This window comes from Candidatus Chloroploca asiatica (genome assembly GCF_002532075.1).
GTDB lineage: Bacteria > Chloroflexota > Chloroflexia > Chloroflexales > Chloroflexaceae > Chloroploca > Chloroploca asiatica.
In genome coordinates this window covers 1-16,677 of sequence record NZ_LYXE01000090.1, presented here as the reverse complement: position 1 = coordinate 16,677, position 16,677 = coordinate 1, and the positions used below count along the sequence as shown (strand labels likewise).

Annotated in this window: 9 protein-coding genes; 5 read left to right on the top strand and 4 right to left on the bottom strand. The window is 58.3% G+C overall.

What is annotated here, in order from left to right:
* Window positions 1–11: 11 nt before the first annotated feature.
* The 4 genes from A9Q02_RS10825 to A9Q02_RS10810 are packed head-to-tail and all read right to left on the bottom strand — an operon-like array spanning window position 12 to window position 5,810.
* Window positions 12–1,472, bottom strand: coding sequence for a leucyl aminopeptidase (locus A9Q02_RS10825; protein ID WP_097653004.1), 1,461 nt, complete (start codon window positions 1,470–1,472; stop codon window positions 12–14).
* Window positions 1,473–1,478: 6 nt separating this feature from the next.
* The gene (gene pepT, locus A9Q02_RS10820) at window positions 1,479–2,723 is read right to left on the bottom strand and encodes a peptidase T (RefSeq protein ID WP_097653002.1); all 1,245 of its coding nucleotides are present in this window, start codon (window positions 2,721–2,723) and stop codon (window positions 1,479–1,481) included.
* Window positions 2,724–2,735: 12 nt separating this feature from the next.
* Window positions 2,736–4,118, bottom strand: coding sequence for a dipeptidase (locus A9Q02_RS10815; protein ID WP_097653001.1), 1,383 nt, complete (start codon window positions 4,116–4,118; stop codon window positions 2,736–2,738).
* A gap of 15 nt (window positions 4,119–4,133) precedes the next feature.
* Complete coding sequence (locus A9Q02_RS10810) at window positions 4,134–5,810, bottom strand: MFS transporter (protein WP_097652999.1); 1,677 nt, start codon at window positions 5,808–5,810, stop codon at window positions 4,134–4,136.
* 373 nt (window positions 5,811–6,183) lie between these two features.
* Here A9Q02_RS10810 and A9Q02_RS10805 point away from each other — a divergent pair, with 373 nt between their 5' ends.
* The 5 genes from A9Q02_RS10805 (at window position 6,184) to A9Q02_RS10785 (ending at window position 16,520) form a co-directional block, all read left to right on the top strand.
* Window positions 6,184–8,838 (top strand): winged helix-turn-helix domain-containing protein, encoded by a 2,655-nt coding sequence (locus A9Q02_RS10805; RefSeq protein ID WP_141508846.1) that lies wholly within the window; start codon window positions 6,184–6,186, stop codon window positions 8,836–8,838.
* Window positions 8,839–9,079: 241 nt separating this feature from the next.
* Window positions 9,080–10,318: a diguanylate cyclase domain-containing protein gene (locus A9Q02_RS10800; RefSeq protein ID WP_097652996.1), complete on the top strand. Its 1,239-nt coding sequence runs from the start codon at window positions 9,080–9,082 to the stop codon at window positions 10,316–10,318.
* The gene (locus A9Q02_RS10795) at window positions 10,308–14,027 is read left to right on the top strand and encodes a CHAT domain-containing protein (RefSeq protein ID WP_097652994.1); all 3,720 of its coding nucleotides are present in this window, start codon (window positions 10,308–10,310) and stop codon (window positions 14,025–14,027) included. The genes A9Q02_RS10800 and A9Q02_RS10795 overlap by 11 nt, the downstream gene beginning before the upstream one ends.
* A gap of 15 nt (window positions 14,028–14,042) precedes the next feature.
* On the top strand, window positions 14,043–15,287 hold the full coding sequence (gene purD / locus A9Q02_RS10790; protein WP_097652992.1) for a phosphoribosylamine--glycine ligase: 1,245 nt from the start codon (window positions 14,043–14,045) through the stop codon (window positions 15,285–15,287).
* Window positions 15,288–15,449: 162 nt separating this feature from the next.
* Entirely contained in the window at window positions 15,450–16,520 is a 1,071-nt protein-coding gene (locus A9Q02_RS10785) for a GNAT family N-acetyltransferase (RefSeq protein ID WP_172450870.1), read from the top strand.
* The last annotated feature ends 157 nt before the right edge of the window (window positions 16,521–16,677 follow it).

Sequence of the window (16,677 nt, the reverse complement as noted above, 5' to 3'; positions counted from 1 at the left end):
TAGAGAACGACTTATCGAGTGTACTGGCGTAAGAACTCGGTGAGCAAGCGTACCCCTACCCCTGTGCCACCTGCGACGTCATAAGGTCGTGCCGGTTTTTCGGCATAGGCGGTGCCAGCAATGTCGAGGTGAACAAAAGGATAGTCACCAACAAAGGCCGCAAGAAAGGCCCCGGCCGTGATCGAGCCAGCCTGGCGACCACCGATGTTTTTGAGATCGGCGATCTCGCTCTTGATCATCTCGTGATACTCTTCCCAGAGCGGCAGCTGCCAGACGCGTTCGCCGGTTGTTTCCCCTGCTTGCTTGATCGCGTCGGCAAGTTCCTGATTGGTTCCCATCATCCCCGTTGCATGCGAACCAAGGGCAACCACAATCGCCCCGGTGAGCGTCGAAAGTTCGATGATCGCGGCGGGGTTGTAGCGCTGGGCATAGAAGAGCGCGTCGGCTAGGACGATCCGTCCTTCGGCATCGGTATTGAGTACCTCGATCGTTTTTCCACTCAAGGTGGTAAGCACATCATCAGGTCGGTACGAGGTGCTGCTCGGCATATTCTCAGCCGAGGGCACGAGACCCACGACATGCAACGGGAGTTGCAGTTCAGCAATGACCTGCATGGCCCCCAGGACAGCCGCACTGCCGCCCATATCAGACTTCATCGTGGTCATGGCTTCCCACGGTTTGAGCGACAGACCACCACTGTCAAACGTGAGGCCTTTGCCAACAAGACAGATTGTTGGCCGCCCTTCGGCTGCTTCGCCGTACTCCATCACGATAAACCGTGGCTCATTGGCCGAACCCTGACCAACGGCGAGCAGGCCACCAAAGCCTTCTTCCGTCAGACGGGTTTTGTCAAAGATGGTGACCGTGACCTCGGTGCGCTCACCGAGGGCCACGGCTTCATTGGCAAGCGCCGCTGGCGGCAAGCTGCCACCGGGTGCATTGACGAGATCACGCGCCAACATAACGCCACGGGCAATGGTCTGACCGAGGGCAACCCCGGCTTGCATTTCCTCGCTCGCCTCTGGCGTCACCAGGGTCATTGCCTCGACCGCAAAGGTCTGCTCGGGCTTGAGGCCAGTCTTGTAGCGCAGATAGCGATAGGCCCCAAGCTCGGCCCCTTCGGCAAGGGCCTGACCGATCAGGGCGGGCGCCAGTTCCAGTTGATCATTGAGCCCAAAGGCCACGCTGGCAACCTGCAAGTCCCGGGCCTGACGCACTGCGGTCGCCGCCGCCCGGCGCAGTGTCTCGGCGGTGAGTTTGTCAGCTGGGCCGAGACCAAGTAAGAGCAGGCGTTTCGGAAGAACGGCCCCGCGTGGATAGAGGAGCCGGGTCTGACTCGTTTTGCCACTGAAATCAGCCGCCTCGATCAGACTGACCACCGCTTCGGCGAGGGGCGCATCTTCGAGGCATGCCAGAATAGCTAGATCAACTGCTTCGTTGATCACACTGCCAGTTGTAAGCGTTATCTTCATGCTGGTTTAGCCTTTGCTCCAGAGTTGGGCGAGTTTGATACACACAGCGGTTGCGTGAACCATATCCTGGACACTGATCCACTCGAGCGGACCGTGGATATTCTGCATCCCGGTAAAGAGATTCGGCGTCGGTACACCCATTTCAGTGAGGCGCGAGCCATCGGTACCACCGCGGGTCGGCGGCGAGAAGGGCTCGATGCCAAGTTGCTGGCAGGCTTCAAGGGCAAGCTCTACCGGACGCATATCGTGTTCGAGCCAATAGCGCATGTTGCGATACTGGGGCGTGATGGTACAGGTAATCTGTGCTCGCGGCTCGGTCGCCTGGATCGTCGCGCAGACCTGTTGCAACAGATCGCCGTGGGCCTGCAAGCCTTCGCGCTCGAAGTCGCGCAGAATGAAATGCAACTCGGCGGCGGCAGCCGTGCCAGTCATCTGATAGACATGGATAAAACCCTGGCGGCCATCAGTCGTCTCGGGCGTCATCGTCACCTGGGGCAGCGTATCAATAACCTTCGCCGCCAGATGCAACGCATTGACCAGTTCATCTTTGGCATTGCCGGGGTGAATCGAGACCCCGGTGATCTGGACGGTCGCCTTATCGGCTGAAAAGGTCTCATAGACCACTTCGCCGAGCGGGCCACCATCAAGCGTATAGGCCACGTCGGCCTGAAGATCCTTGGGCAAAGCAGGATGCACACCGCGCCCGATTTCCTCATCAGGCGTAAAGCAGAGCCGAATTTTTCCATGAGGAACCGTTCGTTCCTGCAACAGATGGTGCGCCATGGTCATAATGATCGCAATGCCGGCCTTGTCATCGGCACCGAGCAGGGTCGTGCCGCTCGCCGTAATAATATCGTCCCCGATCTTCGTTTCGAGATAGGGGAAATGATCAGTTGCGAGCACCTGGTGGGGATCATCAGGCAACACGATCGGGTTGCCAGCGTAGTTGCGATGGACAATGGGCTTGACGCCGGTGCCATTGAAGGCAGGGGCCGTATCAACGTGCGCAAGAAAGGCAATTGTTGGTACCGAATGAGCGACCGTTGCCGGGATGGTTGCCAGCACCGCCCCATACGGGGTCAGGGTGACCTCTTCGGCCCCGATCGCCTGTAATTCTTCGACGAGCAGGTTGAGCAGATCGTACTGTTTCGCGGTACTCGGTGTGGTTGACGAGCTTTCGTCGGCCTGCGTATCAAGGCGAGCATAACGGACAAGACGTTCTTCGAGTTCGGCAGCAAATGCGGTATGCACGGTCTTTCTCCTTTAGAGTGCAGCCAATTCTTCCAGGTAGACAATCGCTGTTTCGATGCCACGCTGGAACATTTCAATACTATAGCTTTCGTTGGCAGCATGCAAGCCGTCATCGTCAAGACCATAGCCCATCATCACGACCGGAATCTGCATCAGGGTGACAAAATCGGCCACGACTGGAATGCTGCCACCGCCGCGGGTAAAGACCGGGGTCGCGCCCCACCCCTTTTCGTAGGCACGCGCAGCCGCCTGCATCGCAGGCAGGTTGAAATCAATCAGGGCCGGTTCACCCGTGGTCAAGAGTTTGACCGTCACCTTGACCGTTGGCGGGGTGATTGACTCGATATAGGCTTTGATCTGTGCATAGATCTTGTGTGGATTCTGATTGGCGACCAGGCGTGAACTGAGCTTGGCCGACGCTTTCGCCGGAATGATCGTCTTGGGGCCAGGGCCGCTCCAGCCACTCCAGAGCCCATTGATATCGAGGGTCGGACGCGCCGAGACGCGCTCGCGGATGGTGTAGGTGCGATCACCCCAGACGTCCGGAACCCCGGTTGACTGCTTGAACTGCGCTTCCGAGAGATCGGTCTTCGCGATCATCGCCCGTTCTTCGTCGGTGAGGGCAACGACATCATCATAGAAGCCAGGCACCGCAATCGTATTGTCGGGATGATAGAGCTTGCCAAGGATCTCGACGAGGGCGAGCGCCGGATTATGGGTTGCGCCGCCCCAGAAGCCACTATGCAGATCGTCGGTCGGCCCAGTGACCTCGATCTCCAGATAGGTCATGCCGCGGAGGCTATGGGTAATCGCCGGCTCATCAATGGTGCGCATCGACGAGTCACTGATCACACAGACATCAGCCTTGAGCAGATCGAGATGCGCTTCGATAAAGGGCCGCAAATTCGGTGATGAGACTTCTTCTTCGCCTTCGATCAAAAATTTCACATTGATGGGAGCGGCCCCGCTCGTCTTCAGATACGCCTCGAGTGCTTTGACGTGAATGAAGAGCTGCCCCTTATCGTCGGTTGCGCCACGCGCATAGATGCGGCCATCGCGCTCGACCGGCTCGAAGGGCGGCGTCTGCCAGCCATCACTCATCTCGGCAGGCACCACATCGTAATGCCCATAGACCAGCACCGTCGGCTTATCGGGGCCAGCCCCGAGCCACTCGCCATAGACCACCGGATGCCCGGCTGTCTCCATCACCTGGACATTGGCGAGCCCCAGGCCCTGCATATGCTCGGCCAGCCACTCGGCGGCCCGGCGGACATCAGGGGCATAGGCCGGATCGCCACTCAGGCTAGGGATGCGCAAAAAGGCAAACAACTCCTCGACAAACCTGGCCCCTTGTGCGCGTGAAAAAGCACGTGCCTCTTGACTTGAAATGGTCATAACACTTATCCTCTTCTAGGCAGTGGTACGAGCCTTCTTCTTCCGGCTCGCGGCACCTTTTTGCGGCTGATCAACTGGCATTTCACCAGGCAAGACATTTGGCAGCCCGCCAGCGGGCACAATGGCGAGCATTGCGACCCCTGCCAGGGCCAGGAAGGACGCCTTGAGCGCACGGAGACGGGCGTCCTCATTGATCGCAACGGCTGCGGCAACCTCTTCGGGGGTTGCATTCGTCTCTGACAGGATCGCCTCGAGTTGGTCATTGCTCACGAAATTGACATTGTCGAGATTTACCTGATCGAGCAACTGAGGCGGAATGGAGGGATGATTCGTCGCGAGGCCCGCGATGAGCACCCCGAGGATGCCGACGGCAAGCGCCCCAACCATCGCCGTACCGAGGGCCGTCGAGAGATTATTGACGGTACCGCGCAAGGCCCCAACATCACCAGCCAGTTCTTTGGGTGAAGCTGAAACGAGCACATTGAAGACCAGGGTCAGCAGCGAACCTTCGGCCACACCAACAATGACGAGGCTAAGAATGACCATTGGCGTGCCCCAGTCATTCGAGACCGTAAAGGCAAGCATGATCAGGCCCACCACAATCGTAACGAAGGCATAGCGCGCAATCATGCGCGGGGTCAGACGATCAAAGAGGCGGACGATCATCGCCGTCCCAAAGAAGATCGCCAGCGAATAGGGAATCACCGCGACGGCCGTTTGCAAGCTACTTCGCCCCTGCACAATCTGGATGTAGAGCGGGATCAGGAAGTTGATCGCCGGTCCGAGCGCCCCAATGATCAAAAGGACATAGGTCGTATACCGTTCTTCAGGAGTGTCGAGCACTTCAAGAGCAATCAGGGTTGGCTTGCCCTTTTTGCCACGCAGATACGACCAGGAAAAGAAGAGTTGCCCGAGTATAATGCCAAACACAATCATGATTGGGGCGGGCGAAAGACCGAGGATATTGAAAGGCGCATTGGAAGTTGCAACAAGGATGCCCCAGGCATTGAGGTAATTGAAACCGAGGCTGAGCAGAGTGACGGCAGAAGCAATGAGGAGCACGCCATTCCAATCAATCTTCATGCCGGTTTGCCGTGGCACGTGCTTAAGGCGAAAACTGAGGAAAAAGATCGCCATTGCCACAAAGACAAGCAACCCGAAGGCATACCGCCAGCTAAGGAATGTGCCGAGTGCACCGGCAATCAAGAAGGCGAGCACACCTGCCGAAGCCTGAGCAGCCCCGAGCAATCCAAGCGCCTGCGCTTGCTGCTTGCCCCGATAGTGGGTTGCGATCAAGACGACCAGCGACGGCACCATCAGCGCCGCCACCAGTCCGGCTAGGCCCTGGATCTGGATCATCCGATTCGGCGTTGTACTCAGGGCCATCATGCCCATCGCCACACCATGCACCAGGATGCCACCCTGGAACATCAACCGTGAACCAATCATCTTGTCGAGTTTGGCCCCAAGCATGACAAACGCAGCCACGGCGAGTGAGTAGACCACAAGGGCGGTGCTGACACTGGTTGGCGAGGTGTTGAAATCCTCAACAATGCCACCAATGGAAACCTGGAGGGCACTCACATTGAAGGCCAGTTGGATCTGGGCCAGACTGATGATCAACATCGGAAACCACGAGGCTTTTGCTGTTGCTTCGGCACTTGACGTGGTTGCGCCTAAAGAACTAGTCATACACGTTTGTTTCTCTCTTGAACAGGTCTACGGCACGCACGGCAAAAGACGATGAGCTATGAGGTTCCATGCACATCGCTTGCTACCTAACATCAATATACAGCGCTTTTAGAGACAATCCCGATTATAGTACCTCAGATTCTCAGTTGCATCACTCAAAGTGCAGTATTTTCTGGGTATCTCACCTGTTAAAGGATAGATTGTTTTATGATGAACTCAGGTATAATAAATAGGTATAGATTATAGGCTGTGATGCTCTGCCAGAGGAGCGAGGATATTGGCTGTCAATCCATTCGTGCTGCTCGTACCCACAAAGCTGCGCCCTCCGCAGAGACTCGAGGCGTGGGTTGAGCGTACACGATTGTTTCCATCTGTGGAAGCTCTGCCTGATGCAAAACTGGTGCTGGTCGTGGCTCCGGCGGGTTTTGGCAAGTCAACCCTGGTGGCCCAGTGGCTTTACCACCAGGAAGCGCAGGCAACGCGGGATGCGCATGCTCGTTCACGGTTTGCCTGGGTAACCCTCGATGAATATGATCAAGCGAGTGAGCGTTTCCTGGCCCTGGTTGCCGGTGCGATCGAAGAGGCCATCGAGCAACCGCTTACGACCATACGCGATCTCTTTACCGCACCAAAACTCCCGCCGCCCTATGTACTCCTTCAGGCACTGCTCGTTGATCTGAATACGCTCACCGACCAGGTAACCCTGGTGCTCGATGATTACCACATGCTCACGTCTGAGCCAATCCATCAGGCTGTGGCCTATTTTGTGCGCCATCTGCCCCCCTCGTGCCGTCTGGTGGTGATCTCGCGCACTGATCCGCCGCTGTCTCTGGCCCGTCTGCGTGCTGAGCAGCAACTTGTTGAGCTTCGCGCCGATGCGTTGCGCTTTACTCCTGCCGAGACGACAGCGTTGCTGACCAACCTGCAGGGTGCGCCTCCACCGTCACCCTATGTTGATGCGTTACAAGAACAGACCGACGGCTGGGCGATTGCGGTGCAACTGGCGGCCCTGGCCCAGCGCGACTCGATGGCATCGGCCCAGTCTTTTTCCGTTGTCACACGCCAGATCGCCGAATATCTGGCCGATGAGGTGCTGGCACATCAGCCTGCCGAGATGCAGCAGACCTTGCTGGCCCTGGCCGTTCCCGAGCGGTTCTGCGCCGGGTTGTGTGCGGCGTTGCTTGGGACACCTGAGGCGATCTATGCTGCCGAAGGTCGTCTTCAGACGTTGCTGCTCGCCAATCTCTTTGTGATTCCGCTTGATGAGGCCCACCAGTGGTATCGGTTTCATCATCTCTTTCGCGATCTGCTTGTGCGCTACGCCCAGTCTCAATATGGTGAGACACAGTTTGCGCTGCTACACCAGCGTGCTGCCGACTGGTTTCAGGCCCAGGGATTTGATGAAGAGGCCCTCCGTCATTTGCTCGCTGCTGGCAATGAGGATGGGGCCGCTAGGCTGATTGAGCAGTTGTTGATGCCGACAATGGGCCAGGATGTGTTGCCAACTTCTCCAGACTATTGGTTGCAACGCCTGCCATCACACGTGATCGATCGTCGCCCAGGCTTGACCTTGATCGCGGCTCGCCTCGCAATCTTTGGCCGCGATCTCCTGCAACTCCAGCGGCGTCTGGCGCAGATTGATCAATTGCTTGCCACACCTGGTACGCACGATCCGTTGCCTTCGACGGAGCGGTTTCAGGCTGATCTTGCTGCCTTGCGTGGGATCCTTGCCCTGTGGGAGGGTGACGCTACCAAGGCAATCCGTTCGTTCGAGGTAGCGCTCAAGCTTGGCCCAACACCTGCCCTTGGTACGCAGGTGCTGCTCGCACTCGGTCTTGCCTATGCAGGGGCCAACCGCTTTGCTGAGGGGGTTGCGTTGTTGGAAGCCGATCTGCCCGCTACGCTCGCCGCCTTGCGCCCGCAACAGCCTCTCTGTCGTGCGACCGGGCTCTGCTGGATGGCCCATCTGATCGGCGATCTATCGGCGCAGCAGGACTATGCGCAACAGTTATATGATTTTGTAGTTAGCAACCAGTCAAGTGATTTCTGGCTCGGCTATGCGGCGTATAGCCTGGGCATGGTGGCCTACGAACGGAACGATCTTGCTGCGGCAGAGGCTCAGTTTCAGATGCTCGCCAGGCGCAAATACAAAGTGTCTTACCCTGGGTATAGCAATGGGGTGATCGGGTTGGCCCTGATTGCGCTGGCCCGCGGCTCGCTCGCCGAAGCTGAGGTCTTTGCGCAGGAAGCCCTCGTCTTTGCCAATGAAGTCGGTGGGGTCTTTTTGCGGCATCAGGCGCTGAGTTGTGCGGTTCAGGTGGCACTGGCGCGGGGTGATGTGGCTTCGGCGTTGTGCAGTGCCGCAGGGATCGCTGTCGATCATTTGCATCCCGGATTTATGCTTTCGGTCAGCATTCCCTGCCTGAGCAAGGTTCAGGCATTGGTGGCTGCGGGTGATCTGGTCAGCCTGAGGCAGGCCGATCTGCTCCTGGCGTCATGGTTTGCTAAAGTTGCCCAGGTGCCCCAGACGCGCTTGCAGATCAGTGGTCTTGCGATGCAAGCCGTCGTGCGCCATGCCCAGGGCCAGACCGAGCAGGCCCTGACCCTGCTCGAACAGGCTCTACAGCGTGCCTCTGCCGCTGGCTTTGTCCGCACGCTGCTCGATCTTGGCTCAGGCCTCAGGCCACTCCTCGATGCCCTGCGTGAGCGAGGCCTTGCGCGGCCCTATCTGCAGCAACTCTTTGCCACCAGTGGCTCCCATCCAGACGAAACGACACCTGCAACCCGGGTGCTGGCCCGGGGCAGCCTCCCCGAGTTGCTCACAACCCGCGAAGCCGAAATTCTCGGTCTGCTCGCCTTGCGCTGGTCCGATAAAGAAATTGCCCGGCACCTCGTGATTGCCCCTAATACCGTACGGAAGCATACTACGACCATCTACGACAAACTTGGCGTGCATAGTCGCCGCGAAGCTGTGATGACGGCCCACGCACTGGGCCTGCTTGCGTTGGATGCACCTGCTACGCGCTAGCCTCCGTTACCCCCCCGCGCTGGTAATAGCGTGGTAATCCGTTGGGGGTATCCTTATTTTTAACGAGATACCAACAAATAGGTTGACTGAAACACGGCTACATTCGCTAGAACAAAGCCAACGTAGTTGGCTTTGTTCTAGCGAATGCCAAACAGCTGAGGCCACAGGGCCGCTAGTTCACCTCCTCGCGTACGCAGGGACAGAGCAGAGCCATACGTTCACGCACACACGGAGCAGCGCTATGACAAGCAAAGCCAGACCGTACATCATTGCCGGAGTCATCGGGTGGCTCGTTCTGATCAGCCTTTCGGCGGCCTGGAATATTGTCCAGGTACGCCAGAAGCAGCACGACATTTATCTGCAAAATGGCCGGGTTATCTTCGACCTGATTGTCACCACCCGTGCGTGGAATTCACAGCACGGCGGGGTCTATATGCCGGTCTCAGACGAGGTGGAACCGAACCCCTACCTTGAGGTTGCCCATCGCGATCTGACGACGACTGATGGCACGATGTTGACCCTGATCAATCCAGCCTATATGACCCGCTTGATTGCCGAACTTGCGAATCAACAAGACAATATCAATCTGCATATTACCAGTCTGAACCCGATTCGTCCGGCGAATGCTCCTGAAGATTGGGAAGCCGAAGCGCTGCGGATCTTTGAAGAGCGTGTCAAGACCGAGTATACAGGCTATGCCCAGGACGGCGACACGATGTTTTTTCAGTATATGGCTCCCCTGATTACGCAGCAGAGTTGTTTGCAGTGCCATGAAAAGCAGGGCTATCAGGTTGGTGATATCCGCGGCGGGATCAGTGTCTCGTTTCCGGTTGCCTTTTCGATGCCGTGGGCGTTGCTCTTCAGTCACCTCTTTTTTGGTGTGGTAGGGGGTAGCCTGATCGGTGTTTTTGGCTCAAAATTAGGCCATACGATCAAGATCCTGGAAGATCTCTCGGATCTCGATGGGTTGACGCGTATCCATAACCGTCGTTATTTCGATGAGCAGGTCAAACGTGAATATTTGCATAGCAAACGCAATAAGGTACCTCTCTCGATTGCGATCTGTGATATCGACAATTTTAAGGCGTATAATGATACCTATGGTCATCCCGCAGGCGATGAGTGTCTGAAACAAGTGGCCCAGGTGCTCAAGCAGGTCTTGAAACGCCCTGGTGATCTGGTGGCCCGGTATGGCGGTGAAGAGTTTGGCATTCTCTTGCCCTACACTGGCGTCGAGGGTGCGCTCGAGCTTGGTGGGTTGCTCTGCGCAAATGTCGAGGCCCTGCGCATTCCTCATAAGTCAAGCGAGGCCAGTGCGTATGTGACGATTAGTATCGGTATTGCAACCTATACTGGCGATGAAAAGTCTTTGGCGAATGTGATCAAACTGGCCGATCTCGCGCTCTACAAGGCTAAAGCAGGTGGGAAGAACCATGTCGAACATATGCTAGTCACAAGGACAGTTGCCCATGGCAATTGAGGATATGTTTGTCCGTGTGCTGCGCCATCCCGATGGTGCGCCGCAACGCTATACCGTTGACCTCTGGCTCGCCAGTGGTCGGCGTGAGCGTACGACGCTGACGCTTGACTCCGAGACGGTGCCTGATGCATCCGATCCGCAAACCCTCGTTGCGACCGGGCTCCGCCTTTTTCATCAACTCTTCAGTGGGCCGCTGGCGCTGATGTTTCAACAGACCTGGGCGGCCATCAATGCGCGGAACGACCAGCTTCGGCTCCGCCTGGCCCTCGATCCGGCAGCCCCCGCGTTGCACGCACTCCCCTGGGAGTTGATGCATTTTGATGATACGAGCGGCCTGGAACCTCCACGGCCGCTGGCGGTCGATCCACGCATTCTCTTTTCACGGTATGTCGAAAGTGCCGAACTGGACGAAGGCCGCCCCCTGGCCCGTCGCCCTATCCGCATGCTGATGGTGCTAGCGTCACCCGTCGATCTCGCCCGCTGGCACCTCGCCGAGCTTGATCGTGAGGCCGAGCAGCGTGATTTTGAGACGCGCTTTAGTGCCGCGATAGCTGCTGGTCAGTTGCGTTGTGATGTCTTGCCCCTGGCGACGCCTGAAGCGCTGCGCACGGCGTTGCTTCGTGGAACCCTCGATGCCGAGGCCCCCGCTGCTGAGACGGGGTATGATGTGTTGCTCTATTATGGACACGGTCTGTTTCACCCTGAACTGGGCACCCGGCTCGTGCTTGAAGAACCTCAGACACGACGCGCTCTGCTCTATGATAGCAATACGCTGGTTCGCCTGCTCCGCACCTTGCCCGTGAGCCACCGGCTTTCACTGGTCTTGATGGTCGCCTGCAATAGTGCCGTCGCGGGAGCATTGCATAGCTTGGCAACCCGTCTTTTGATCGAGAGCGGGGTGCCTGCTGTGCTTGCGATGCAACGCTTGATCGAGGTGGTGTTGGCCCGGAGTTTTACCCACCACCTGAGTGACGTTTTGCTGCGTGATGGCACCATTGATTTTGCCGTCAATAGTGCCCGCCGACGTATCTTCAACCCCGAGGCAACTGGGTGGAGTACGCCGGTGCTCTATATGCGGTATGCCAGCGGGCAAATCTTTCTGCCTAATGCGCAATTGGAGTATGTGGCGGCCATTTTGCGTGAGCCTGAGTTTGCGCGTTGGCGTGGCGACGCCTATATTGATGTTGCGGTGATGCAGGTTGCCGCTGGGCAGGATTGGCATTTGTTGCGTGTGCGACCCGAAGATGCGCCAGCCGCAATGGGGGCGATCGAGACGCTTGACCAGACCCTTGGCTTGCATCTGCGGTCAGAACGGAGGCTTGTCAGGTCACCGAGCACGAATCTCGTCGCGTTGATTGGTCCGCCTCACTCGGGACAAACAACGGTCTTGCGCCGCCTGGCCTACCAACTGGCCGAGGCGGTGACCCAGGATGTCACGCGGCCCCCTGGGATCTTCATTTCGCTGATTGGCTATGATCAGCAGCGCGGTCAGCAGCGGCTGGAACGCCAGATTGTCGAGCAGGTGAGTGCGCTTACACCGGCCCTCGGCGAGTTCCTCGGTACAACGATGCGTCACGCTCACACTGCCCGCGAACCTGAAGGCCCACCACGGTTTGTGCTGCTCTTCGACGACCTTGATACGCTCCCCGAACGTGCGCGCAGTGAAGCCGCCCGTGAACTGATGCGCCTGGCACAGCGGCTTCCCAACGAACGATTTATTGTCACCTCGGCGCAAGACAGCTATCCTGGCCCCCATCTCAGCAGGGCGTCTGTGCTGGTGATCCAGCCACTTGGCGAGCGTCAGATCCTTGGCTATCTACAGCAACGTGATGCGTCAAACGCCGCCCTCCTCTACCGACAGATCCGCGACAAACGGCTCCTCAATCTCGCAAGCGACCCGAGTCTCTTGACCTTGCTGATCGAGCAACTGACGAGTGCCACACCCGATGGCTTTACCCGCAATCAACTGGTACAGAGCTACCTCGATCGCATGCTTGGCACCCTTGATCGACGGTTTAGCCTGGGGGCCGCTGCCCGCACGAGCCTGATCGCCCTGGCCTGGCAGAGTTGCTGGGAGCATCGCGAGCACCTGAGTCTGGCAACAATCTTTCGCACGCTGGCACGCGTGCGCCATCAGCGCGACTATAGCCTCGAAGAGTTGTACGACCTGTTGCGGGCGGCGCGTCTGTTGACCGGCGTCGGCAGCAGTGCCGCTCGCTTTGTCAATAGTCACCTGCAAGCCTACTGTGCCGCCGTCGCCCTGGCGAACCGTGCGGATCGCCAGGAACGCCTCGCTGATATCATCGCGATGTGTGCCAACCAGGAGCTTATGCTCTGGTGGGAAGAGGTCATCTATGCCCTAGTTGGGATGCTCAACGATCTCACCCCACTCTTCAGGTTGCTTGCCTCGGCCATTCGCGCTGGCAGTGACGGCCATGCGCTCATGGCGGCACGTTGCCTCGAAGCGCTTGCGCCGCAGCAAGAGGCACGGCTTGATCCGGCCTTGCGCTCGGAGTTGCTAGATGCGTGTGTGCTCAGGTTACGCAGTACGCGTGAGCCGTCAGCCGAGCGGCGCGAGCAACTGGTGGTGGCGCTGGGACGCTTGCAGTACCCCCAGGTGCGTCACGAGTTGCATCGTCTCGTGATTGAACGGGTACGCCCGAGCGCCTCGGGGCCGCGCTACGAGTATACAAATGTTCGCATTGCCGCCGCGCGCGCCCTGCGCACGATCTATCTTGCCGCGCTCGCTGATGAAGCCAAAGCACCGTCCAATGTGGCGGGCGAACCGGCTGTGCCACGTTCAGCCGGGTTGCCAACCGTAGCAGGATCGTTCACCAATGCCTTGCCTGGGGCAGGCGTCAGCCCTCCGACGTTGCGTGAGTTGCGTGACGACCAGACCTTGCTCCGTTTTATGGGGATCTGGCGACAGGGGAGTGCCGGTCGCAACGAGTTGCATACCTTGTTGCATACCTCGCCCTCGGCCCCAGAACGGGCGCTGGCGGCCTTTGCGCTCGGTGACATGATTGACACCCGCCTAAAGCGGATGCTTGATGCGCGACATTTGCTGCGGGTTATTCTGAGCCCTGACGACACCGCCGAGCAGGTCATCAGCGAGGATTGGCAGGATACGATGTGGGCTGCGGCTGATGCGCTGACCCTCTTTCACCCACAGGATGTTATCAGGCTCCTCCGGGTCTTGATTCGGTACAACCCGACGGTTGCCGACAGTGCCGCACAGCAACTGGCCTATCTTGCGGGGCGTCTACGGGCGACCGACAGCGAGGTTGTCGACTGGTTGATCCGCTTGCTTATTACCAATCCGGGGCAGGTGATCAAAGCGAAAGCCTTGCAATCACTGGCCTGGATCGGGGTTGGCATTGCCGAACGCCATGTGCCGCTGGTTGATGGCAGCCAGGGGCCTACACTCAAACAACTCATTCAGACCCTTGCTGCTGCCGAGCCAGTTCCACCACTGGCGCTGGGCGACTTTACCGTGGCAGCGCGTCGACCAGACCGTGCCGACCATGACCTCTACTTACGACGCAAAGCCATCGAGGCGCTTGCGTGGATCGGTGATGCGACGACCATGCGTGATCTGGGCCATCGCGTACCTAGCTGGCCGCTCGAACTACGCGAACATTGGTATCAGACCGTTGCCACGATCCAACAACGCCAGTATGTTATACTTGGCTCAGGCTCACGTCTATAGGGCTTAGGTTGTGCTATGAAGGTTTTGCTCATTGGTTCGGGGGGGCGCGAACATGCCCTGGCCTGGAAGATTGCCCAGTCACCACATCTGCGCGGGCTGCTGTGTGTGCCTGGCAATGCTGGCACAGGCGTCTATGGCAAAAACGTCCCCTTTCCACTGACCGACATTGGGGCACTCGTTGATCTTGCCGAACGCGAAGGCATTGATCTGCTCGTTGTCGGTCCAGATAATCCGCTTGCCGATGGTATTGTTGATCGTTTTCTTGCTGCGGGCATTCCGGCCTTTGGGCCAACAGCCGCTGCGGCGCGCATCGAGAGTAGCAAGGCGTTTGCCAAAGAAATTATGGCGGCAGCTGGTGTGCCAACAGCGGCGTCGCACGTCTTTACCAACCCCGCCGATGCCGAGGCTTTTGTCTTCGCGAGCGGGCGAAGTTGGGTCGTCAAGGCTGATGGGCTTGCCTTGGGCAAGGGTGTCATCGTGCCTGAAACGATTGGCGAAACAATTGATGCGATCCATCACCTCGCCGCAACACCGGCGGGCAGCCATTTATTGCTTGAAGAGCGCCTGTTTGGGCGGGAAGTGTCGGTAATGGCCCTCTGTGATGGGCAACGGCTCTTGCCCCTACCGTCAGCCCGTGACTACAAGCGTTTTGGTGAGGGCGACACAGGCCCAAATACCGGGGGGATGGGTGTGATGGCCCCCGTTGATGATGTGCCACCAGCGCTGCTTGATCAGATCGTGCAGCAATGCTTGCAGCCGGTGGTGAACGAACTGGCTGCCCGTGAAATTCCCTTCCGCGGTGTCCTCTATGGTGGCCTGATCCTGACCGATGCTGGTCCAAAGGTGCTCGAGTTCAACGCACGTTTTGGTGACCCTGAAGCTCAGGCGATCCTGCCGCTGCTTGAAGGCGATTTTCTTGAGGTGCTTTACGATTGTGCGGTGGGCGGGCTCAACCCCGAGAAACTACGGCGCCGACGGGGCTATGCCGTCTGTGTTGTGCTCTGTGCCGAGGGCTACCCCGGCAAACCACGTAAGGGCGACCAGATCAGCGGGGTCGAAGCAATTGACGATGATCAGGTCATCATCTTTCACGCGGGCACGACCCTGGGTGGGCGCGGGCTTTGCACCAATGGCGGGCGCGTGCTTGGCGTCACTGGTGTAGGTACCACCCTGGCCCGAGCGCGCAAACGTGCGTATGAATATGCCGAACGAATCAAGTTTGACGGCAAATACTATCGCACTGATATTGGTGCAGAGTAAAAACCCTCTTGCCAGACGTGCGTGCGCATGCTACTGTATGGGTGGACATCACACCTATTCTGTGAACTGGTCGCCGTGATGTGTCAGCTGATGTGCGGAAGGGAGTGCGACCCTCACCCGCTTGCCGGTTGGCGCGCCCAGTCAAAGCGAGAAAGGCCTTATATGTTACCTGGCTTGACCATCCGGCGTGCAACGATGACCCCTGCCGACTATGAAGCGTTTGCCGATCTCTATCGGCTGGCAGGTGTTGAACAGCCCTTTGACAACGAGGCCCCGAGCCTTGATGATCTGCACGCCTTCGACCGCGCCTGCGAGCGCAGCGGTGCCCATTCGTGGCGCTACCTCGCCCAGGATGCAAGCGGCGCCACCATCGGCGTCGGCCACTTCTTCCCCGTGACCTGGCTGCAAAACCCTGGGACCTACTGGATTGTGATTCGGGTACACCACGCCCTGCGTCGCCGTGGGATCGGTACCGCGCTCCTTCGTCAGATGGAGGCGGATCTGGCGGAACTTGGCGGGCGTGCGCTCTGGATTTTTGTGCCTGAACAAGCCCCTGAATTGAGCGAAGCTTTTGAGCGGCATGGCTTCACCGAGCAGATGCGCAGCAATCCCTTTGTGCTTGAGGTTGCGCACACCGCACCGGTCGCTCTCGCCCCGCGTCTTGAACGCCTGCAGGCCGACCATGGTTTGCGGATGATGACCCTGGACGAGTGTCGTGCTGAGGATCCCGACTGGCTCGAGAAGATCTATACGCTCCACGCTGCCTTAACCCGCGAGGTGCCAATCCCTGAAAAAATCTTTACGACGCGTGAGGAGTTCGCGGCCTTTGCGATTGAATCACCCCAGGCACTCTTTGATGCCTTCTTTGTCATTCGCGATGGCGACCAGTATGTTGGCCTCAGTTTTCTCCAAGGTCGCGCCGATACCCCCGATACGCTCTATCAGGAATTGACCGGGACATTGCCCGCGTATCGTGGCAAGGGTCTGGCCCGCGTGATGAAGTTGTTGACCATTGACTACGCCCAGCGGCATGGCTTTCGCCGCATTGTCACCTGGGTAGAAAATACGAATGCCGGGATGCTCGCGATTAACCTCAACCACGGCTTCGAGCGACAGCCTGGTCTTGTCCTGCTTGAGCGTTCTGTTGCTCCTGCCATTCCGTTGACGTCAGCCACCTTTGGCGCACCGCTCGACCAGCCCGTGCAGGCGCAGGTTCTCAATCCAGTAGTGTAATATCGCACTCCTATCTGGATAGGCCATAGGAGTGTCTATTCCACCACTAGGGCGATTGCATCATACGAAATCGGATACAACGGGGCACCCGCAAGGGGTGCCCGTACCGGGGCGGGGCACCCGCAAGGGGTGCCCGTACCGGGGCGAGGCCGCATCC

Bases quoted from the DNA above. Each gene is read 5' to 3' on its own strand.
- A9Q02_RS10795 (WP_097652994.1), top strand. From the start codon at position 10,308: ATGGCAATTGAGGATATGTTTGTCCGTGTGCTGCGCCATCCCGATGGT.
- A9Q02_RS10800 (WP_097652996.1), top strand. From the start codon at position 9,080: ATGACAAGCAAAGCCAGACCGTACATCATTGCCGGAGTCATCGGGTGG.
- A9Q02_RS10815 (WP_097653001.1), bottom strand. From the start codon at position 4,118: ATGACCATTTCAAGTCAAGAGGCACGTGCTTTTTCACGCGCACAAGGG.
- A9Q02_RS10785 (WP_172450870.1), top strand. From the start codon at position 15,450: ATGTTACCTGGCTTGACCATCCGGCGTGCAACGATGACCCCTGCCGAC.
- A9Q02_RS10825 (WP_097653004.1), bottom strand. From the start codon at position 1,472: ATGAAGATAACGCTTACAACTGGCAGTGTGATCAACGAAGCAGTTGAT.
- A9Q02_RS10810 (WP_097652999.1), bottom strand. From the start codon at position 5,810: ATGACTAGTTCTTTAGGCGCAACCACGTCAAGTGCCGAAGCAACAGCA.
- purD (WP_097652992.1), top strand. From the start codon at position 14,043: ATGAAGGTTTTGCTCATTGGTTCGGGGGGGCGCGAACATGCCCTGGCC.